19 protein-coding genes and 1 tRNA gene are annotated in these 21,345 nt (G+C 50.7%); 16 read left to right on the top strand and 4 right to left on the bottom strand.

Annotation, left to right across the window (positions count from 1 at the left end; translation table 11 throughout):
• The first annotated feature begins 16 nt into the window (after window positions 1-16).
• The 9 genes from DCC81_RS24650 to DCC81_RS24615 all read left to right on the top strand — a co-directional run bounded on the left by DCC81_RS24650 (window position 17) and on the right by DCC81_RS24615 (window position 5,860).
• Window positions 17-1,333 carry an SNF2-related protein gene (locus tag DCC81_RS24650; protein WP_165806731.1) on the top strand — a complete coding sequence of 439 codons (1,317 nt, stop codon included), beginning with the start codon at window positions 17-19 and terminating at the stop codon, window positions 1,331-1,333.
• Window positions 1,248-1,514: a VRR-NUC domain-containing protein gene (locus DCC81_RS24645; protein ID WP_108689430.1), complete on the top strand. Its 267-nt coding sequence runs from the start codon at window positions 1,248-1,250 to the stop codon at window positions 1,512-1,514. Before DCC81_RS24650 ends, DCC81_RS24645 begins: the two co-directional genes overlap by 86 nt.
• Window positions 1,511-4,027, top strand: coding sequence for a bifunctional DNA primase/polymerase (locus DCC81_RS24640; protein ID WP_108689429.1), 2,517 nt, complete (start codon window positions 1,511-1,513; stop codon window positions 4,025-4,027). The genes DCC81_RS24645 and DCC81_RS24640 overlap by 4 nt, the downstream gene beginning before the upstream one ends.
• A gap of 31 nt (window positions 4,028-4,058) precedes the next feature.
• Window positions 4,059-4,376 carry a MazG-like family protein gene (locus DCC81_RS24635; protein ID WP_108689428.1) on the top strand — a complete coding sequence of 106 codons (318 nt, stop codon included), beginning with the start codon at window positions 4,059-4,061 and terminating at the stop codon, window positions 4,374-4,376.
• A 3-nt stretch (window positions 4,377-4,379) separates the two neighbouring features.
• Window positions 4,380-4,673, top strand: coding sequence for a hypothetical protein (locus DCC81_RS25435; protein WP_133177792.1), 294 nt, complete (start codon window positions 4,380-4,382; stop codon window positions 4,671-4,673).
• A gap of 4 nt (window positions 4,674-4,677) precedes the next feature.
• A complete protein-coding gene (locus tag DCC81_RS24630) occupies window positions 4,678-4,887 on the top strand; it encodes a helix-turn-helix domain-containing protein (RefSeq protein ID WP_165806730.1) in 210 nt (69 codons plus the stop codon).
• Complete coding sequence (locus DCC81_RS24625; RefSeq protein WP_108689426.1) at window positions 4,884-5,207, top strand: hypothetical protein; 324 nt, start codon at window positions 4,884-4,886, stop codon at window positions 5,205-5,207. The genes DCC81_RS24630 and DCC81_RS24625 overlap by 4 nt, the downstream gene beginning before the upstream one ends.
• A gap of 115 nt (window positions 5,208-5,322) precedes the next feature.
• Window positions 5,323-5,619, top strand: coding sequence for a hypothetical protein (locus DCC81_RS24620; protein ID WP_108689425.1), 297 nt, complete (start codon window positions 5,323-5,325; stop codon window positions 5,617-5,619).
• A 61-nt stretch (window positions 5,620-5,680) separates the two neighbouring features.
• Window positions 5,681-5,860: a helix-turn-helix domain-containing protein gene (locus DCC81_RS24615; RefSeq protein ID WP_108689424.1), complete on the top strand. Its 180-nt coding sequence runs from the start codon at window positions 5,681-5,683 to the stop codon at window positions 5,858-5,860.
• On the opposite strand, the gene DCC81_RS24610 is transcribed toward DCC81_RS24615, so the two are convergent.
• The 3 genes from DCC81_RS24610 to DCC81_RS24600 form a co-directional block, all read right to left on the bottom strand.
• Window positions 5,857-7,002, bottom strand: a complete 1,146-nt coding sequence (locus tag DCC81_RS24610; RefSeq protein ID WP_108689423.1) for a tyrosine-type recombinase/integrase — start codon at window positions 7,000-7,002, stop codon at window positions 5,857-5,859. The genes DCC81_RS24615 and DCC81_RS24610 overlap by 4 nt on opposite strands.
• Before the next feature lie 167 nt (window positions 7,003-7,169).
• Window positions 7,170-7,243, bottom strand: a tRNA-Arg gene (locus DCC81_RS24605).
• A 51-nt stretch (window positions 7,244-7,294) separates the two neighbouring features.
• On the bottom strand, window positions 7,295-9,952 hold the full coding sequence (locus tag DCC81_RS24600) for a glycoside hydrolase family 2 TIM barrel-domain containing protein (protein WP_108689422.1): 2,658 nt from the start codon (window positions 9,950-9,952) through the stop codon (window positions 7,295-7,297).
• An 89-nt stretch (window positions 9,953-10,041) separates the two neighbouring features.
• Here DCC81_RS24600 and ung point away from each other — a divergent pair, with 89 nt between their 5' ends.
• Together ung and DCC81_RS24590 are read left to right on the top strand one after the other, a co-directional pair.
• Window positions 10,042-10,722 (top strand): uracil-DNA glycosylase, encoded by a 681-nt coding sequence (gene ung / locus DCC81_RS24595; RefSeq protein WP_108689421.1) that lies wholly within the window; start codon window positions 10,042-10,044, stop codon window positions 10,720-10,722.
• A gap of 12 nt (window positions 10,723-10,734) precedes the next feature.
• Entirely contained in the window at window positions 10,735-11,478 is a 744-nt protein-coding gene (locus DCC81_RS24590) for a lysophospholipid acyltransferase family protein (protein ID WP_108689420.1), read from the top strand.
• A gap of 84 nt (window positions 11,479-11,562) precedes the next feature.
• Here DCC81_RS24590 and DCC81_RS24585 read toward each other — a convergent pair whose 3' ends face one another.
• A complete protein-coding gene (locus tag DCC81_RS24585; protein ID WP_165806729.1) occupies window positions 11,563-14,292 on the bottom strand; it encodes a putative LPS assembly protein LptD in 2,730 nt (909 codons plus the stop codon).
• 289 nt (window positions 14,293-14,581) lie between these two features.
• Between DCC81_RS24585 and DCC81_RS24580 the strand changes: the two genes are divergently transcribed.
• The 5 genes from DCC81_RS24580 to DCC81_RS24560 all read left to right on the top strand — a co-directional run bounded on the left by DCC81_RS24580 (window position 14,582) and on the right by DCC81_RS24560 (window position 21,310).
• On the top strand, window positions 14,582-16,108 hold the full coding sequence (locus DCC81_RS24580; protein ID WP_165806728.1) for an N-acetylmuramoyl-L-alanine amidase family protein: 1,527 nt from the start codon (window positions 14,582-14,584) through the stop codon (window positions 16,106-16,108).
• A 111-nt stretch (window positions 16,109-16,219) separates the two neighbouring features.
• Window positions 16,220-17,212 carry an MlaD family protein gene (locus DCC81_RS24575; protein ID WP_108689417.1) on the top strand — a complete coding sequence of 331 codons (993 nt, stop codon included), beginning with the start codon at window positions 16,220-16,222 and terminating at the stop codon, window positions 17,210-17,212.
• 11 nt (window positions 17,213-17,223) lie between these two features.
• Window positions 17,224-19,482, top strand: coding sequence for an OstA-like protein (locus DCC81_RS24570; RefSeq protein ID WP_165806727.1), 2,259 nt, complete (start codon window positions 17,224-17,226; stop codon window positions 19,480-19,482).
• A 49-nt stretch (window positions 19,483-19,531) separates the two neighbouring features.
• Window positions 19,532-20,680 (top strand): Na+/H+ antiporter NhaA, encoded by a 1,149-nt coding sequence (gene nhaA / locus DCC81_RS24565; protein WP_108689415.1) that lies wholly within the window; start codon window positions 19,532-19,534, stop codon window positions 20,678-20,680.
• Window positions 20,681-20,848: 168 nt separating this feature from the next.
• The gene (locus tag DCC81_RS24560) at window positions 20,849-21,310 is read left to right on the top strand and encodes a hypothetical protein (RefSeq protein ID WP_108689414.1); all 462 of its coding nucleotides are present in this window, start codon (window positions 20,849-20,851) and stop codon (window positions 21,308-21,310) included.
• The last annotated feature ends 35 nt before the right edge of the window (window positions 21,311-21,345 follow it).

Raw genomic sequence — 21,345 nt, 5'->3', positions numbered from 1 at the left:
CATAATTTTCAACCCAGTGCAGCTAAGAGATTACCAGGTAGAAGGAAGTGTGAAGGCAGCAGCAATACTGGAGCAGCATGGCCTGTGTTACTTCGCATGGGAGGTGCGCACCGGAAAAAGCCTGGCAGCCCTGGCTACAGCACAACTTGTTCCGGGGGTACGCAGCGTGCTTTTCGCCACGAAGAAAAAAGCTATTGGCAGCGTCATCAACGACTATGATGCGCTGGCGCCGGACTATAAAATCAATGTGATCAATTTCGAGGCGCTACATCAGGTAGTTTGCAATTATGATTTGGTGATCATTGACGAAGCACACACCTGTGGCGCGTTTCCATCCAAGCCAGAACGAACAAAGCAGTTGCAGGAAATTGCAAAAGGTAAGCCAGTAATTTTTTTGTCTGGAACCCCAACGCCGGAGAGTTACTCGCAGCTTTATCATCAACTGGCCATCAGCAGTAGATCCCCGTGGAGTGATCATACAACATTTTATTCCTGGGTAAAAGCTGGGTACGTTGAGAAGAAGAAGCGCTATGTATACAACCGGGAATTTGTTGACTACAGCAATGCCGACAAGGACCGCATAAAGCAGGATACAGATCACATTTTCCTGTCGTACACCCAGTCAGAAGCAGGATTTGAGCAGTTTGTGCGGGAGGAAATTTTGGTGGTTGACATGAAGCCGGCAACTTATACCCTAGCGCAGCGTATTATGAAGGACCGGGTATACAAAGGTAGGAATGGAGAGACCGTTATTGCCGACACTGCGGTAAAGGTGATGAATAAATGCCACCAGATTTTTAGCGGCACGGTGATCACTGATGACGGTAATGCAATAGCATTTGACCATTCTAAGGTAACCATTATCCAGCAACAGTTTCACGGGAAAAAGATTGCGATATTTTACAAGTTCGATGCCGAGGGAGGCATGCTGAAATACGCCTACGCCGGACAGTGGACTGACAATCCGGAACTTTTCAATGCTAGCGACAACCTAGTGTTTATTTCCCAGGTCCAAAGCGGGCGTGAGGGTGTGAACCTGAGCACAGCCGATGCGCTCATCATGTTCAACATTGATTACAGCGCCGTAAGCTACTGGCAGGCCAGGGCCAGGATGCAGGCAAAGGACCGTGCGCGTGAATCCGTTGTATACTGGTTATTCTCTCGCGGGGGCATCGAGGAGAAGATTTACCAGTCGGTGATGGATAAAAAAGATTACACGTTATCCTATTTCAAAAAAGACTTTAAGTATGAGGGAGTCAAAAGTACAAACCAGGATAAGGGAGAAGTTGGAAAAAGCAGGGTGGTTCGTGCTCAAGATCATTCAATCCAATAAAAACGGCATTCCTGACCTGTTTGCGTTCCGCGATGGCCGCACGGTTTGGATCGAGGTAAAGGCGCCCGGTAAAAAGGCCGACCCTTTACAGGAATTACGGATGGAAGAGTTGACGGCGGCCGGCATGGAGGCTTACGTAGTAGATAGTATTGATGTGCTTAAATACATTTTGGACATATGAGTAATTTACTTGCCGCAGCGAAAAAATATATTACCCTTGGTTTCTCAGTTATTGCGACAGATGCCAACAAGCGCAGCATATTCAAGTGGACGCACTACCAGAAAGAGAAAATAACTCAGGATGCACTGGCGACAATGTTCGCCAGCCATAAAACAGCGGGCATTGCCATCATATGCGGAGCCATCAGCGGAAATCTGGAGGTGGTAGACGTGGATTGTAAATACGACCTCTCAGGGCGGCTATTTGAGGAATTTATGCAAGCTATCGTCGACGCCCTTCCCGACTTAGCGCATCGTCTGGTGATCGCCACCACTAAGTCGGGCGGTTATCACATTATGTACCGTTGCTCCGCGCTCCAGGGCAACTTAAAGCTAGCGCGACGTGGCGCCACCGATGAAGAGCTAATCCAGGAGCCGCATGATAAGGTTCGCGTGCTGATCGAGACGCGCGGAGAGGGCGGCTACGTGATTGCGGCGCCTACAGATGGATATGCTTATTCACAAAATACCATAAGGGATCTACCAGAGATTACTTCGGAGCAACGTGAGACAATCTTTGAAATAGCACGTAGTTTTAACCAGCTCATGGAGCCGGTGAGCCACCAACATAAATTTGTAGAGCAAAAAACATACAGCAAAAGTCCATTCCGTGATTATAATGAGCGTGGTGATGTGGTAGGGCTGCTGCAGGCGCACGGATGGCAGGTAGTACGGACTACCGAAAGGCAGACCATTTTTAAACGCCCAGGCAACTCCACTAGCAAGACCAGCGGGGACTACGATCACGACAAGGGTTTTTTTGCCGTGTTTACCACCTCATCCATTTTCGAGCCCATGAAGGGATACCGGCCCTGCGCTGTGTACGCAATGTTGGAGTGTAATGGCGATTACAAAGAAGCTGCAAAGAAGCTGCTTGCGATGGGTTACGGGGAGCCGTACAAGCCGGTTGCCAAGGCCGTGAAAAAATTCATAAAAAAAAACAAGCAGCTAGGAATCACAAATGAGGATCTTCAAGTTGGCCTAAGTAAAACATTCAACATTTCATTTCAGGATGCGGGAGAAGACATCCTGGCTTACGAGGCAGAAGAGCAGGCCGCCGCTGGCGAATTTTGGCACTGGAACAGCATAGATGAAAAACTCTCCATCATCTACATCCGCTTCGTTAAATTCTTGCAGCAACAGGGTTTTGGATTGTACTTCTACGATAAGTCCTCCCCCATCTTCAAGATTATCCACAACGACGCCAACCGCCTGGAAGAGGCCACAAGTGAAAAGATAAAGAAGTTCATCCAACACTACCTGGAGGGATATGATTTTGACGGACTGGAGTACACCCAGGAGCAACTTCTGGAAATTATTTACAAATCAGAAAAGTTGTTTGGCGAAAAGCTATTTGAGTTCCTGCAACCGGTAACACTGGACTTCCTGCGAGATACAAAAGACACCTGCTACTTCCCTTTCCGCAATGGCATCGTGGAGATTACACAGGGAGAATTTAAGTTGCGTAGCTACGGGGAGATGAATAAGGTGATCTGGAAGAGCGACATAATTAACCATCACATTGATATTGATCTGTCTGATGATTTTGAATGTGAGTTCTCTGATTTTATTGGTAAGGTGTGCGGGAATGACCAAGATAGAATACTGAATGCCTGCTCCATCCTGGGATATATGCTTCATAAGTACAAGCACCCTGCTTTTCCGCATGCTGTGGTATTCGGAGAGGAGACAGAGGATGAGTCAAAAGGCGGTGGTACTGGCAAGGGTATACTTGTGCGTGCGCTGACGGAGATGATGAGCGCGGAGATCATTGACGGAAAGAATTTCAAGATCGACAAATCATTTGCCTTCCAGCGCGTGGGGCTGGACACAAAACTGATAGTAATACAGGACATAGAGAAGAATTTCGATTTTAAAAAATTCTACTCCATCATCACTGAGGGTATAACTATTGAGAAGAAAAATAAAGACGAGCTCTACATCCCGTATGAGGATAGCCCTAAGCTCTCCATCACAACCAACTACACGATAAACGATGAGGGGAACCATGCGAAGCGTCGTCTAAAGATCATGGAGTTCTCCGGATACTTCCACCCCGGGCACTCTCCGCAGGATGAATACGGGCACCTACTTTTCAACGACTGGGATAGCGACGAATGGAACAGGTTTTACAACTTCATGTTTTATTGCGTTCGCTTATACCTGATGAAAGGTATAATAGACCTGGATCAGGGGGGTAAGTATCGGCGCAAAAAGATCAAAGGACAGTTCGGTGAGGAGTTTATGGAGTGGTTCGATGACTATAGCAGCAACGGTTGCGCCAACTGGAACGAATTTTCGGCAAAGTATAACGATTTCCTCGGTAGTAATGATCTTGACAAGAAAGACTATTCTATAAAGCGCTTTAAAAAAGGCCTCCAAGTGGCTGCTGATAATTTTTCTTTCAAGTTGGAGCAACGGCGGAACCGGCAGAATAATAACAGGTATGAACTGAGATTAATTAAAACTACTTAAACCGCGCCGGCCGGCAGCCGGCATTGAGGATATGAAAACTGGAATTTTAGAATCACTTCACGAAGTGAATGAAAAAAGGAGCATTGAAGCCTTTGGCTTCCCCCTTGCCGACTGGTCGGAAATGGAATGGTGCTGTGCGATCGCCGGAGAGGCGGGAGAGCAGATCAACTTCGTTAAAAAACAGCGGAGGGACGAAGTTGATCTGCGTGAGGAAATAGGCAAGGAAATGGCGGATGTGATCATTTACATAGACCTACTGGCTGCCCGTATGGGAATTGACTTACCGGAAGCTATACGACAGAAGTTTAATGAGGTGTCCGGCAAAAAAGGTGTTGATATTAAAATTTAAGCCATGAACATAGTACAGCAGAAAGCCAGGGAGGCGGAACCAGTTTTCAATATTGGAGACACAGTGCAATATGTTGGTACTGATTTGAAGAAAGAACCTCCCGGTACATGTAGATTTGATTGGGCAGTCGAGTACTGTCTTACAGAAACATTATACAAAGTAGTTGATGTAAGTGATTTGGGTGAGATTAGAATCAAAGGAGAGCTAAATCCATTGATGCCCGCAGGTAGTTTCCCAGATGAAATTTGGGTTAATCATCATCAGTTCACTCACTGGCAGCCGATGCCGCAAATGTGAAAGAATGAAGCTATCAGAAGTATTAAAGAGTGCCCGTAAAGAAAAAGGGTTGCGGCTAAGGCAGGTCCAAGAGACAACAGGAATATCAAATACTTATATATCACAGCTTGAAAACGGAAAAAATAATAGCCCATCAGCAGAAGTACTTTATAAGCTCTGTTTATTATATGGGCTTGATGTCAATAGCACATTTAAAATAGCATCTGAACAATGACACCTGAACAGCAACAGGCCCTGTACGAGGCCAACGTTTTGAAGATCGCCGAGGAAATGGCGCGTGATGTTTTTGTAAGAACTGCCGTAAAGCGAATCTATATTCAAGGATGGGAGGGGATCAATGAAAACATCCGTAAAGAATTGATTGCAGATTGTATTCCAGCCGCCCGCATCGCCCTGAAGCACATGGCGGAAGAATATATACAGGGAGCTGGTTGCAGGGCGCCCGATAATATATGTTCTGATGAATTTAATTATTTGGTCAATTATCATTTACAATCACGCGGCCTCGTACCAGCAAAAGCGAATCGTAAGTAAGTATCATTTGCAACGTGATTGCAAAAATATTTCAAACTTTTTTCGCACTTTACTGGAACCCGTAAGGTAATGTGGTGGCGGTTTTCGACCTTTACAGTACAATAAAACAATCACCATGAAACAAACAAACGAAGAGCTCAAAGCACTGGATGCTCAATGGCTCGAAAAATTCAACGCCGTAGTCGCTGAACGTGATCAGTACATGATCAAATGCGAAGATCTGGAAGCCGAAAAAAAGGCACTTCAGACAGCCATCAACCAACTTCTGAGCGCATTCATGTTCGGTGGGCCACTCCGGCAGGCTGACATCGAAGAGATAGCGGCACAGAACCACCTGAAGCTGGTCACCGCATCCTCCCAACGTAAAGCAGCAGCCAAGTACTACCCGCCGAAAGAGGAAAGCGAATCCTAAACAATCACCCAGGCGCCTGGATAACACCGGGCGCATATTAAAAAAATAATAAGAAATAAAAATGCAAATAGCTTTTTCGCCGCAAGAGGTGGCTGATATGTGGGGAGTGCACTACAACACGGTAGTGAAGGCGATAAAGGAACGCAGGCTCACTGCAACAAAATTTGAAGGCGCCTGGCGCATCACTCAAGTTGCGCTAGACGCCTATATTCAGAAAAGAACTATTAAGGCAAAGGGTTAGTCCCAAACTACAGATACGGATGAATTTATATCGTCATCCGCAAGTCGGTCTAGGTATCTTTCTGTGATGATTACATTTGAATGCCCTAAGGCATCTTTAAGAACGTCGGTGGAGACGTTCTTTTTTTTCGCCTGGAACGCGAAGCTATGACGTGCCATGTGAAATTTCAGAGGGAATGGAATTTTGACCATGTCACCAATTATTTTAAGGAATGAGTTTACTGAGGTGTTTACACTCCCTTTCTTTGACCGAAGATCGGCAGGCCCTGTAATTACTTCTTTAATAAACGGGAACACATACGGGCCATTCCTTGGCAACTTATAAAATATTGCCCTCATTTTAGGATGAATATTGATGTACCTCCAAGCCCCTCCTTTATTCATTTGGTACTTGAAGTCATCGTCTTTAATTTGTGGCCAGGTTAAAGTGCACACATTTTCAAATCTCATCCCTTGAGCATAAAACGAAAACAGAAAAGCATCCCGCACAAGGTCAATGTAACTCCCCCGTTCCAACGGTAACCGCTCAATGCCAGCTATTTGCTCCGGTGTTAACCGGTTAATCTCTGGCTTTTTCATCTTTAGCACTATGAGATTAAATGGATTTGGTAGAGAACATAATCCTTCTTTAGCCGCCTGGTTATATAGCGTGCGAAGTGATTTTATTTTGTGCATTGCGGTGTTGTGTGAATTGCCTTGTGATTTACAGTACAACACAAAGTCATTTATCCAATCTAGGGATATTTCATGGAAATAAACATCTCGCTTGAAATATTCTGTCATCTGATTAGCGACATTCCGATACCGGAAAAATGTTTCTACTTGTTGTTGCTTTTTAAACTGTTCGGCCCTATGTCGGATATACTGAGTGAGGTTGTTTGACGTTTTTGCGGAACCGCCTTCTACGTATCCTACTCCAGGCACAATGCATTCCAGTACCTCTCTCCTTTTTTCCTCAATTGCAGCGTTCATGATAGCAGCATCTGTGTGTTTTACTACCCTTCCATCCTTGAATTGATGCTCCTGAATACTATATCCAGTGTACACATACTGTACCTTTTTTTCATATACGTAAATAGCTATAGGAAAACTACCATCATTCTTTTTCCGGTGTTTTTTTACAATGACTTTTACAATTGCCATATTCTTATTGGTTTTAAATGGTTGTAAAAAAAATTGGCTGATGGTTGTAAAAATAAGCGGTGTAAACGTAGTGTATCTGCGTAAAGATAGGTGTATTGTAAAAACTGATAGAAGCGCCGCCAAACGACAAAAGCCGCTACTGTAGCGGCTTTTGTGATAAAATAAAGTGTCCCGGATTGGATTCGAACCAATGACCTACTGCTTAGAAGGCAGTTGCTCTATCCAGCTGAGCTACCGAGACATTTTCCAGCAGGGAGCGGCAAAATTAAACCATTTTACCATACCAAAAAAACTAAATTTTCTCCACCTCCAGGGCATTCAGCACATCCTCTCCCGCTAACGCACGAAAAGTTACAACAATTCCCTGGCCCCCGTGCACCGCCACCATCACTTTTGTGGAAAACGCCCTTTCCGGCACCAGCTCATTGCCATTCCCAATCCCCTCCAGCACCACACTACCATTCACCAGTACATCAAACGCCCGCCGGTGGGCCTTCCCGGCCGTTTCCTCCGCGCCTCCATTCAGGTTATAGACCAGCTGCTGCCGCTCCCGGTCAGAAAGCAACTCACAAAAATGCAGGGTCACCGCGTACATCCCATCCGGCACATCCAGGCGGAAGGTATCCAGCCCCACACGCTGGGTCTGATACAGCGGGTCCAGGTCCGTCCCCAAAATATCTTTACCACTCCCGTACGGGACCTGGCTGCGTTCCATCTTATACACCTTGCCGCCCACATATCCCCAGCTCCCCGGGTGGTAAGGCTGCTCCGGCAGCCACGCCACGCCATTGGCAGTAAAGTAACGTGCATCCCCCAGGTTCACGTGCAGTGACGTAAAAGGCAATACAACACTCCGCAAGTCAGCCGGCACCAGGTGGAACTGTATATTCACCACATCCCGGCAAGCCGCACCACTGCTTGCTTCCAGCTCATTGAGGCCATTCACAAAAGGCACCTCTACTTTAGCCACTCCATTTACCGGCGCCACCGTCTGCAACATGCGGCCGTTCAATAGCACGGTAACCTCCGGCTGGTTGCTATAGATCTCCACCGGCTGTTTGCAATACAACGCCGTATCACCCAAAGCCACGCCTGCACGCACATCCCATCCGCGTGAGGCGATCTTTACAAAAGGCGTTTGCAACAGGTGCGACTGGTAATAATAATACACATCCTTCGGTTTGCGTTCCGTATCTGCAAGGCCCTTGCTGTTAATATGCGGGGTAGATTCTGTGCGGCCTTCGGAATTAAAGTCCACCAGCGTCCAGATCATGGCGGCAGCTACAAAAGGCCGGTCCATCACGGCTTTCAGGTAGTGTTTGTGATATGCAACTGCATAATCCACCGTTTTATCAAATCTTACCGGGGCAAAGGAGCGCAGGCGCTCATCCGCATCCGCTCCGTATTCCGTGAGCAACAAGGGCACGCCCGGCAGGTCTTTATGATGCCGGTCCAGGAAGGCATCCAGGCCGGAGAAATCGCCCCCATACCAGCCCTGGTACAGGTTCCAGCCCAATAGCTGCGGTATTTTGGTAAGACCAATGGAATGGTATCTGTCAAAATCTCCATGACAGGGTAACAGGGTGTAGCGCGAGGGATCCTCTTTCCGGGTGATGGAATCTAATGCCCTGGCCTGTGCATACACCGTGGCGTTATAAGCCTTACGCGCCGCACTGCCATTATCATAGCGTGGTACCAGCATCACCTCGTTCATATACCCCCAGATGATGATGCTGGGATGATTAAAGTTTTGCCGGATCATTTCCACCTGCATATGCTGGCTGTTCTGTGCAAATGCAGCGGATTCCGTAACCCGGTTCACTTCCGGCGTTTCCACGCTGGCCAGCAGTCCTAAACGGTCGCAGGCGGCCAGCACGGCTGGGTCTTGTGGATAATGGGCAATGCGCACAAAATTGGCCCCCATAGCTTTCAGCAGCTCCATATCCCTGACGCCCTGTGCGTCCGGCAGTGCATTGCCCAGGCCGGGATAGTCCTGGTGCCGGCTGGCGCCCACCAGTTTCACGGCTTTGCCATTCAGGAAAAAGCCCTTCTCCGCATCAAAAGAAAACCAGCGCAGGCCCAATGGCTGGCTTACGGCATCCAGCACCTCACGGCCCTTTTCCGGCAGCAGGCTGGCGGTAACCTGGTACAGGTAAGGATCTTCCGGGCTCCATAAATGTGGTGTCTTTATAACAGGGATGGCTATACGAAAACTGGTGTCTCCTTTTTTCAATTTTGTTTCCTGCTGTGCTACAATATTGCCATCGGCATCTGTAACCTGCATGCGCACACGCAAACCCGCGCCGGCACCGGCTATGCTGCCGCTCACTGCTACCTGGGCCTCCGTGGCAGAAACCTGCGGGATATGTATATAAATCCCCGGGCCGGCATAGTCATTCAACGCAAAATGTGTGGCGCCTGCCGTCTCTAAAAATACATCACGGTAAATACCCCCATAAAAAGTAAAATCCGCGGAAAGCGGCGGTATATCATCATTATAGCTGTTATCCGCCCTCACCAGGATCTCATTGGCCGTAAGGCTATCTCCCTGCAGCAGCAGGTCATCCAGCGGCACCACAAATGCCGTATAGCCGCCCACGTGACTACCCGCGGGTTTTCCATTCACATACACGGCAGCCGTTTGCCCTACGCCTTCAAAGCGCAGCTGCACATGACGCCCCTTCCAGGATGCAGGTACATACAGGATTTTCTTATACCACCCCGGCCCGCGGTAATAGCCTGGCATATCATCCGTTACATCCGCGACGTTCCAGGTGTGGGGCAGGGAAACCCGCTCCCAGCCTGCCGTGTCGGCCAGGGAATGCAGCTCACCGTGGTGAAACTGCCAGTCTGTGTTAATGCTGCGAACGGTACGCTGCGCCTGCACCGGCGCGCTGTAAAGTGACAGGCCCAGGAGGCCGGCCAGGAGAGCGGAAACGTGAAATTGCATGCCCCAATATATCTAATAATGCGCGCACGCTGCCCGGAAACTACGAAAACGTTTTTTCTGTTTATATTAGCTGCTCAAGACTCACCGTCATGGATGTTAAAGACGTTAAAATTGCCGAAAGCTGGAAACAGCCGCTCCGGGAAGAATTTCAGAAAGCCTATTTTGATGAAATCGTAATGTTCCTCAAGGCAGAACGCCTTACGGGAAAGACCATCTACCCACCTGGTCCCCTCATCTTCAATGCATTTGATAAAACACCTTTTAACGACGTGCGCGTAGTCATCCTCGGGCAGGATCCTTACCATGGCCCCGGGCAGGCCCACGGCCTCTGCTTTTCTGTACAGGATGGCGTAAAACCGCCCCCCTCCCTCGTAAATATCTACAAAGAATTAAATAAAGACCTCGGCATACCCATCCCTGATACCGGCAATCTTACGCCCTGGGCGGAGAACGGCGTGCTGCTGCTCAATGCTTTCCTCACCGTGCGCGCTAATGAACCTGCTTCGCACAGTAAAATTGGCTGGGAAAACTTTACCGATGCCGTGATCCGCAAAGTGTCCCAGCAGAAAGAGAACGTGGTGTTCATGCTCTGGGGCAAGTTTGCCCAGGACAAACAGGTGCTCATTGATGAAACCAAACACCTGGTGCTCAAAGCCGCGCACCCCTCCCCTTTCAGCGCAGACAAAGGCTTCTTTGGCTGCAGGCATTTTTCAAAAGCCAATGAGTATCTTGTACGTAACAACCGTGAACCCGTAAACTGGAAATTATAACCACGCTTCGCCATGAATGGAGTAAGAAAAATACTGGGCCGGCTCTACGCTTTTTATTTCCTGCTGTATTTTGTAGTGCTGATGCTCATCCTGCTTATCCCGCTTTACTGCTGCTGGCTTTTCAGGGAACCCACCCGCACACGCGGCTTCATCACCCTGGGCCGCATCTGGATGTTCCTTTTCATGCCCCTGGTAGGCTGCCCCATCCGCCGTCGCGGCACGGAGCATTTCCAGCCGGGACAAACCTACGTGATCGCCTGTAACCACAACTCTTTTGCAGACATCCTGGTGGCCACCTCCATGACACCGGGCATCAACAAAACCCTTGCAAAAAAGTCCATGGGCAGCATTCCCATATTTGGCCCCATTTACCGCCTGGGCGCCATCTTGGTAGACCGCCAGGATGAAGAAAGCCGCCGGCAAAGCTATATTAAAATGAAGACCACCCTGGACCTCGGCATCCACATGCTTCTCTACCCCGAGGGCACACGCAACCGGACCACGGAGCCGCTGAAACCGTTCTACGACGGGGCTTTCTCCCTGGCTATCGATAGCCAGGTACCCATCGTGCCTGCCATCCTTTTTAACACCCGCAAGATCATTCCCGCAGGTGGTTTTTATGCCGAACCGCACAAGGTCACCTTCGACTTCCTGCCTCCCATCGATACCAAAGGCATGACCCGCGACGATATACCGGCTCTCAAGGAAAAAGTCTTCAACATCATGCGCGATCACTACGTAAAAGGCCCTCAATAAAAGCAGGGCACAATAAACAAAAAGGACAGATCTGCGCGATCTGTCCTTTTTTATGCAGGCATATTTTTGTGGTCAATTAATTCATCACTGGTCATAAAAGCTCTTAGCCCTGTTCACACGCAGATCGCGCAGGATGCCGGCCTTGGGCTGGATGGTAATGCTGAAGGAGCGTAAGAAACCGTATGGCACCACGTTGATAGACATCTGCCAGCAGTGCAGGTCGCGCGATACATACAGGTTGGAATATTGAGGCTGGAAGTTGTTCAGGTTAATGGAGCTTTGCGCTCCCAGTTTCCACTTGGGCGTAAGGCTGAAATCACCGTTGAGCGTCACCGCCTGCGTAAAGGTGGTCACGCCCTGCCCGGTGGCCAGGGAAAATGATTTGTTGTACGACAAGCTATACGAAATATCCACTTTCCAGGGAATGTCAAAATCCACATAATCAGCCGGGTTGGTACGCATGGCCGTCGCTTGCTGTTTTTGCGCCAGCGCGGCCGCATCGGTGTTCTGCTGCTCCGCCAGGTCCTGCAGTTGCTTCTCTTTTTCCTTCGCCTTCTTGGATTGGGAAGTAAGAGAAGTGCTGAGCGCAATAGACGCACTGGTCAGGTGGCCCAGGCTCAGGGCACCATCCTGCCATACGTAACGGTTGGTACGCAATCCATGCGCATCATACACATATGGGTCCAGTGTACCCGCCGCGGTGATATTGAGCTTATCAAACAGGTTGGTACGCGCATACAGGCTGAAGTTCGACAGCTTCTGCGAATCCGCCAGCAGGTTATAAGATCCATTGATCCCAAAACCATCCAGCAGTTTCACTTTCTTTTCATGCAGGGCCGAGGTGTCCTTTTTCGAATACACCTTCATCTCCAGGTTATTATCTATCCCAAAGTTAATAGCCCCTGAGGCGCCCGAAGAAGGCGCTCCCACATTGGACCCGTCAAAATAAGAGACCCTTTGCACCTCCTCCGGCCGGTTGCCATAGCGCAGGTCATAGAAGTATTTCTTATTGAGGTCTGGCCGGTAAGACATCCCGAGGGTGGGGCGCAGCACGTGGCGGATGGCATGCACTTTAGAATGATGGAACTGGTACATCCCGTACAGTGCCGTGGTAAGTGAGATACTGGCACTCACGTCCGGCGACTGGAAGAAGCCCTGGCGGTAGGTGGTATCTATCTTACCCAGGGTGTCACGCGCGGGATTGTATTCACCAGGGTTCCAGGTGCGGATGATCTCTTTGGTGTACCAGCGGTCAGAGAAACTGATACCAGGGCTCAGGGTAAAGCCCTTCATCACCGGCAGCGAGAGGCTGATGGGCACATTGTGCTGGAAGCCGGTCTGCATAGCATCCCACATCTGCTGCTTGCCAAACAGGGAGTCCTTGATAGACACACTGTTCTGCAGGTTACCGGTGTAGCCCACCCCTATTTTATAATACCACTTTGGCGTGCCTACCACCTCTTTCGGCTGGAAAGGATAAATGGTGTTCACCGTAAAAGCGGCGTTCGGGAAAGACACGGTCATGTCACGGGTCTGCAGGTTCTGGGAGTGCGTAAGGCCCAGTGACAGGTTGTAAGGCTTGCCCTGCCAGCTCTTGGAAAATGTGATGGACGAGCCAATGTTATTGTTTACACGCGTGTTGTAATCCGTTACGTTGTACTTGTTATAAGAAGAGGTACCAAAGTTCACACTGGCCCCAAACGTAGTACCAGGGCGGGCTTTACTGTCCATGGTGTGGTTCCAGGTCACGTGGAAGTCGCGCGAGGTACTGAAGTCCTGCTTCACCGCCGGGTCGCCAAAGCGGGTATTGGAAAAACTCAGCGTCATGCCGCCACTGTACCGGTACCGTACGCGGTAGGTGGGGGCGGCCGTGAGTGCCCAGCTACCGTAGGAGAACACGCTGCCGCGCAGGGTCATGTCAAAATTATCCCCCAGGCCTATATAATAACCACCATTCTCCAGGCCCAGGCCCTTCTGCACGTTCGTGGTGTACTGCGGGGGCAGCAGGCCGGAACGCTGGCCGGTGGACAGCGGGAAAATAGCGAAAGGAATATAAAGTGGTGTGGGAATGCCCATGATCTCCAGGTTTGCCGGGCCGGAGATCACCAGTTTGTTGGGGATCACCTTGATCTTGCGGGCACGGAAGGCAAAGTGGGGCGTATCCAGGTTACAGGTGGTGTAGCCGTTCTTGAAACCGAAAATGGTATTGTCCGGCGCCTTTTTGGTCACCTGGCTGGCTATGAAGCCTTCTCCATACTGGGAGCGGGTGTTATAGATCAATGCCTTTTGCGATCCGATATTATACAGCAGGGTATCAGAATCAAAGGTCTGTCCCCCGTTCACCATCACCGGGCGGCCTACCAGCTTGCCGGCGGTGTCCTTGGATGGCATGGCATGCATCACGCCGGTGCCCTGGGCATAGTCCATCTTATCGGCCGTAAGGTCTACGTCCTTGTATTTCGTATTGGCATTACCGTACAGGTAGAATTTTTTCTCCGGCACCACCAGCACGATGGAGTCGCGGGCCTTATAATTTACAGGCGCATCCAGGCTGTCCTTGGACAATTTCACATGCACCGTGTCCACGTTGCGCTGGCTTTCTTCGGTCACAAACCCCGCAGGAATAGAGTCCTGTGGTGCGGCATGGGCACTGTCTGCAGCTTTTTTACTGCTGTCTGTACCAGGTTTGTGCGTTGTGTCGTTATTAAGGGCAATGGCCTTGGCAGCGGCTTTCACGGGCTTTCTGGCAGGCACTGTGTCTGGCGACGCATACACGGCGCTGGGGTGAAGGGCATGGAACACCGGGTGCCCCATTGTATCCAGGATGAACGGAAATACCAGAATTATACCCGCAAGCAGCAGGTATAGCGACCGGAAAAACTTTTTATAGTTATTTTTGTATCGAGCGTGCATGTGTCAGAGCGGGCACAAACCTACATGTTTTTATACAAATTAATAACAAGGCCTTGTTAAAATACGACTAACTGGCACATTAAATGTGACAGCATCATACATATGCGATATTTTCTATACTAACTGAAAAATAACTCATTTATTTTTACCTGACGACAAAAGATACCCATTAAAAAACGAGATGAGAAGCATGCGCCGTAAACGATTTTGGATCTTTAGCCTGGGAACAGTCCTGGTAAGCTCCCTGTTTATTTACGCCACCACGGGCGGCAAAAAGCCCTGGAGGCACGACACACCAATCCACACTATCGTCATTGACGCTGGCCACGGTGGCGAAGATCCGGGCGCCAGGGGCAGTTATTCCACGGAAAAACAGGTGACCCTGGCCGTGGCCCTGAAACTGGGCAAACTGATTGAAGACAACATGCCCGATGTGAAAGTAGTCTACACCCGTACCACAGACCGTTTTGACGATGTACACCGCAAAGCCGAAATAGCCAACGATGCACACGGCGACCTGTTTGTCTCCATCCACTGTAATTCCACCGCCAAGATCCGTAAGGTGGTCAATTACCGCACCGTGGTAAGGAAAAAAGGAAAGAGGAAAGTGACCGTGCGCGAGCCGGTGTATGCCTATTTCCCCAGCGAGGCAAAAGGCACGGAAACCTACATCTGGGCCACCAGTAAGAACAACGCCAAACTGGAATCACTCAAGCAGCACAGCAGCTCCGTGATCGTGCTGGATGATGACTCCACCCGCGCTAACATGGACCCTACCGATCCTACTACGTTTATTATGCTCAATACGCTGCGCAATGCCTACTTTGACCAGAGCCTGCGCCTGTCCGGCCTGATCGAGGATGAATTTACCAAAACCGGCCGCCTGAGCCGCGGTGCCCGCCAGCGTAATGAAAAAGGTATCTGGGTGCTGTCCGGCACGGCCATGCCCAGCGTACTGGTGGAAGTAGGCTTTATCAGCAACCCGGAAGAAGAAGACTTCCTCAACTCCCAGGAAGGACAGATGGCCACCGCCACCTCCATCTACAAGGCCATCCAGCGCTACAAGGAAGAACTGGAACGTTTTGGCGCCCCCACTTCCAACGACCTGCCCACGCCCACCACCCGCAGCAAGAAACACGCCCCGGTAAAAGATAAGACCATGCTGGCCTCCGCCACGCCTGCAAAGCGTACACCGGCACCCCAGTCCAGCCTGCGTAATAAAATGGAAACCGCTGCACACAGCAAGCAGTCCGATATGGCTTCCACCCGGAAACCGGCTAAACCCGGCGGGGCCGCAAGCCGCACCACCTCCCGCACTTCCGTGGCCGCCACCGTACGCGGCAAGCAGGGCAAGGAAGTGCTGGCCAGCAGCCGATCGGGGAAGAAAGCCCCGCCGGCAGCGGCTTCCAGGGATAAATTACGGGAACGTACCCACGAAAACATTGCCAATGCCGTGGCAGCTACCGGTAGCTATCGCATCCAGGTGATGACCAGTCCTGAATCCTACACCCCCCACGCCCAAGTGTTCGCAAAACTGAAAGCCACTATCGTCAAAGAAACCATCTCCTCCGGCCGCAAAAAAGTATACAAGTATTACTGCGTTAACTACAAAACCTTCGCCCAGGCAAACACCGCCCTGCGCAACGCAAAGAAACTCGGATTTAAAGACGCCTTCATTATAGACCGCAACGGTAGCCGCCTTGAGGCACGGCGCTAGTCCCCATTTCCCTTTTTAGCCCATCTCCTGTACTTCCCCGAATAATTCCCCCACTCCCACGCCCCGCTTACTCTTTTTACATATTTTTGCAACGAACGTATCCGTATTGCAATGCTCAAAGTCTCTAATGAAACAAAGGTTGGGATCATCGCCACCGTAGCCATCGTTATGCTGGTGATCGGGTTTAACCTCTTGAAAGGAAATAGTCTCTTTTCCCATTCCTTTACGATCTACGCAAAATACAACCAGGTGAACGGCCTGCAACCTGCCAACTTTGTGCAGGTGAACGGGCTGAATGTAGGCAGCGTGAAAAGCCTGGAGCTGCTGGACCGCAGCGGGGGCCAGATCCTCGTGGCCCTGCGCATCAACAAGAAAATTGACATCCCGAAAAATACCGTGGCCCGCATCAGCAGTGACCTGCTGGGCACCAAAACCGTGACCCTCAGTTTTGGTAACTCCCCGGAAAACCTGCAGGATAAGGACACCATTAATTCCTCCCTGGACGGCTCCATCACGGACGCACTCAAAGCCCAGCTGGACCCGCTGGTAAACAAAGTACAGGGCACCCTCACCGAAGTAGACTCCGTACTGCAAACGGTGAATACCATCTTTGATGCCACCACCCAGCAGAATCTCAAAGAGACCATGGGCCACCTCAATCATACCATGCACCACTTCTCCGATGCCTCCGCATCCATCAATGTAATGCTGGACCCGGACAAAGGCAGCGTGAATAAGACCTTCAACAACTTTGCCGCCATCAGCGAAAACCTTAAGAATAATAACGACAAGATCACCGCTATCCTGGGCAATGCACAGCAAACCACCGATGCACTGGCAAACGGGCAGCTGGACAGCACCCTGCACCAGTTGCAGGGCAGCGTCAACCACCTGAAGTCTATCCTGAATAATATTGATAACAGCAACGGCACCATAGGGCTGATGCTCAACGATAAGAACGTGTATAACAACCTGCAGGCCTCCACCAGCAACCTCAATAAACTGCTGGAAGACCTCCGGTACAATCCTAAACGGTACGTACACTTCTCCCTGTTCGGTAAAAAAGAAAAAATGAGGCCCATCCCTGCTGATTCGGCCAAATGATCCAGCACAACATGAAATCATTCAGATACGGCCTGCTGCTCTTCGCCGCTACCCTGGCCATGCCCGCGGTTTTTGCCCAGGTGAAGAAAGTTCCGCCCGCACCCATCGTAAAACCTGTGCCGGTAAAAGGCGGACACCCCGTGCCTGTGAAAGCACCGCCCGCGCCGGTAAAGATCCAGCCGGTGGTGCAGCCCGCCCTGCCTGTGCCTAAAAAAGACACCTCCGCCGGTACAGTGATCAACATCCTCAAAGCCGGTGTACTGTACAGCACCACCAAGGACACTGTGCAGCTTACCAAATTCATAGGAGACGTGGCTTTCCGCCAGGACAATGCCATCCTCTCCTGCGACAGCGCCTACCTGGACCGCAAAGCCAACGTGATGGATGCCTATGGCCATGTGCACATTAACCAGGCAGACAGCATCCATATCTACGGCGATTACCTGCACTACGAAGGCTTTACCAAACAGGCCACCCTGCGCGATAACGCCCGCCTCACAGACGGTAAGGTGACCATTACCGGCCCCGAACTGCACTATGACATGAACGCCCGCATAGGCACCTACGAGAAAGGAGGCAAGCTGGTGAACGGCCAGAGCGTGCTCACTTCCAAACAAGGCTACTACTATGCAGATACCAAAGACGCTTATTTTAAAAATGATGTACTGCTGGTAGATCCGCAATACACCATGAGCACAGATACCCTGCTGTACAACACGGAAACCAAGATAGCCACCTTCATGGCGCCCACCACCATCAATGACGGCAAAACCGTGATGTACACCACCAGCGGCTATTACAACACCGTGGATGGTACCGGCAATTTCGGCAACCGCCCTATCATCGAAGACAGTACCGGCACCGTGCAGGCAGAAACCATCCGCGTGGACAAGCTGAATGGTAAAGCTTTTGCAGACGGCAACGTGGTGTACCACGACACCATCAATAAAATGTCCCTCCTTTCCAACCACGCAGAAGTGGACCAGGTGAAGAAAACGGTACTGGCCACCCAGAAGCCGGTAATGATCATGGAAAAAGACCAGGATACCCTCATGATGGCCGCTGATACCTTGTTTTCCGGCGTGATCACCCGCCAGGAGATCAGGGCCATGAACCGCCGCAGGGACAGCCTGGAGCGGGAGGCCAAAAGACAGGATTCCATCCGCAAGCAAAACCGCGTTACCAAAAAAGCCAGGATGGATGCCCCACGCCACCTGGTAGCCGCAGATAGCCTTACGGCCAAATACAATACGGACGAAGAAGAAGAGGAAACACCCAAGCTGCCCCCCCTGCCCCCGGCAGCGGACAGTGTGGCCCATATCAGCACAGACAGCATAGCACGCCTGCGTCGCCAGGGGATGGACTCCCTCCGGAAGCAGCTGCCACCGGGCGTTTCCACAGACAGTGTTAAAAAATTATTCCCGGCCCGCGTGCCCCTGCCCGGCGATACGGCCGCCAGGAATGCCTTCCAGCGCATGGCAGACGCCAATGTGCCTACCGATAGTCTGGAGGTCAACTTTGGCCGCCAGCACGATTCCTTGCTGGTCCGCAATGGCGGTGATACCATTATTAACCGCGGTCTGCTGCCCGGCCATCGCAAACCGGGCGCATTAAATGACTCCACGCAGCAGGACACGTTGCCAAAGGTAGCCCAGCTGCCTCCCCCGCCGGATACGGCTTTCAACGCGGAAGACACCACGGAACAGCGTTATGTACTTGCTTACCATAACGTGCGCATCTGGTCAGATTCCCTGCAGGGCGTGGCAGACAGTGCCTACTACTCTACTATCGACTCCACCTTCCGCATGTTTAAAAACCCGCTGCTCTGGGCCAACATCAAAACCCAGCTAAGTGGCGATACCATTTACCTTTTCACCAAAGACCAGAAGGCGGATAAGATCCTGCTGAATAATAACGGCCTCATTGTAAACGAAACGGATCCCGGCTTGTACAACCAGATCAAGGGTAACATGATCACCGGCTATTTTGTAGATAATAAACTGGACTGGATGCACGTGGATGGGAATGCGGAAGCGATCTATTACATCCAGGACTCAGACAGTGCGTACCTGAGTGTGAACAAGTCGCTGGCAGCTATCATCAACATCCATTTCCAGGATAACCAGTTGTATAAAGTAGTGCTGATAAAAGATGCAGAAGGCACCATGTATCCCTTCTCCCAGCGCCCGCTGGATAAGATGCTGCTGGGTAATTTCCACTGGGAGCCCGCGCGCCAGCCCAAATCGAAATACGAATTATTAGGTAACTAAATAACCGGCTGGGAGTACCGGCACGGCTTATACGTTCAACTTCATGACTATGGCAGTACGCTCCTACTCACGTACATGGCTACACGATCTTATAAAGGACAGCAGGTCTATCGGGATCCTGCTCCTGCTTTGCACCCTGCTGTCCTTATCCCTGGCCAATTCCCCGCTGCAACAGGCCTGGAAGCACTTCTGGGAGATGCCTACGCCCGCCCCTTCCTTTTTACACCTGCCACACGATATTTTAGCCTGGGTGAATGATGCCCTCATGGCCACATTTTTCCTGCTGGCCGGTATGGAAATAAAGCGGGAGCTGGTAAACGGCGCGCTCTCCTCCCTACAGAAAGCCCTGATGCCGGCACTGGCAGCACTGGGTGGTATGCTGTGCCCTGCGTTGCTGTATCTCAGTGTCAATGCAGGCACCCATCTGCAAAGTGGCTGGGCCATTCCCATGGCTACAGACATTGCGTTTTCCCTGGGCATCCTGTCCCTGCTGGGCAGGCGCGTGCCCCCGGCTGTAAAGGTGCTGCTCATGGCGCTGGCCATCATTGACGACCTGGGCGCCATTGCCACCATTGCTATCTTCTACACGGATGCCCTTCACTGGGCTTACCTGGGTGGCGCAGCCGCCTGTATGGCTATACTGGTGGTGCTGAATATGAGCGGTGTAAAACGCACGGGATGGTACCTGGCCGCCGGCACAGCGCTTTGGTACTGCATGTTCAATTCCGGCATACATGCCACCATTGCAGGTGTGTTGCTGGCATTTTGTATGCCACTAACGGTAACGCATACACTGGAACACAGGATCCATGTCCCGGTTAATTTTATCGTGATGCCTTTGTTTGCCCTGGCCAATACCGCCATACAGTTGCCCTGGCCCATGGGCCCCGCCCTGGTGCACCCGCTTAGCGTGGCCATTATGCTGGGTTTATTTGCAGGCAAACCATTGGGCATTTTGCTGTTTTCCTGGCTGGGCGTAAAAACCAGGCTGGTGGCGCTGCCGGAAAGCCTCGGCTGGAAACAGTTGCTGGGCATGGGCTTCATGGCAGGTATAGGATTTACCATGTCTATTTTCATTGCCACGCTGGCCTTCTCAGACGCGTTATTACAAGACATTGCCAAGATCGGAATTATAGCTGCATCTTTACTGGCAGGTGTCACCGGTTTTTTATATTTTGCAGCCCTGAAAAAGAAATGAAGCCCCGCCCTATCGCCAACGGTTATACTAAGTATCCCTGTTACAACGTTTTAGTGGCAGCATCGGGATTGAAATTTGCGATTGGAAAAGAATGATTTCCAGTGGATTGGAAAATTGAAACCTGGAAATTATATTCCATGGCACCGTTATTGCTAATTTGCTCTGTCAATGAAAAAACGCATTTTATTCGTGTTGATCATCATCGGTTGCACAGTGGCCGTACAGGCACAGACCGCGGGTCGTGCGCAGCTGGGAGGCAGGCTGGGTATACCTTTGGGCGTAACCGGCCGTTACTGGTTCGATGATCATTCCGGTGCGGAAGGCATCCTTGGTATTTATGACCGTACGGTATCACTCACGGCCCTGTATGAATATCGTTTTGACCTTTCCGCCCTCACCATTGATGGCTTTGGATGGTACCTGGGCGGTGGCCTGCACGCCGGCACCCGCGAAGAAAATTCCACCTGGAAGTTCATCAGCGGGCTGGATGGTATAGCCGGAGCGGATTATAACTTTCAAACCATTCCGGTAAACCTGGGCCTGGACTGGAAACCGGCCGTACATTTTAATAATTCCGCAGAGCTGGCGCAGTTTGCGTTGTCTGTGCGCTACACTTTCGGAAACCGATAAAACGCGATATAGTTTACACACAACATTGCTTATTA

It is taken from the genome of Chitinophaga parva (assembly GCF_003071345.1).
GTDB lineage: Bacteria > Bacteroidota > Bacteroidia > Chitinophagales > Chitinophagaceae > Chitinophaga > Chitinophaga parva.
Note: the sequence above shows the minus strand (reverse complement) of the source record. Positions and strands in the feature narration are given on the sequence as shown.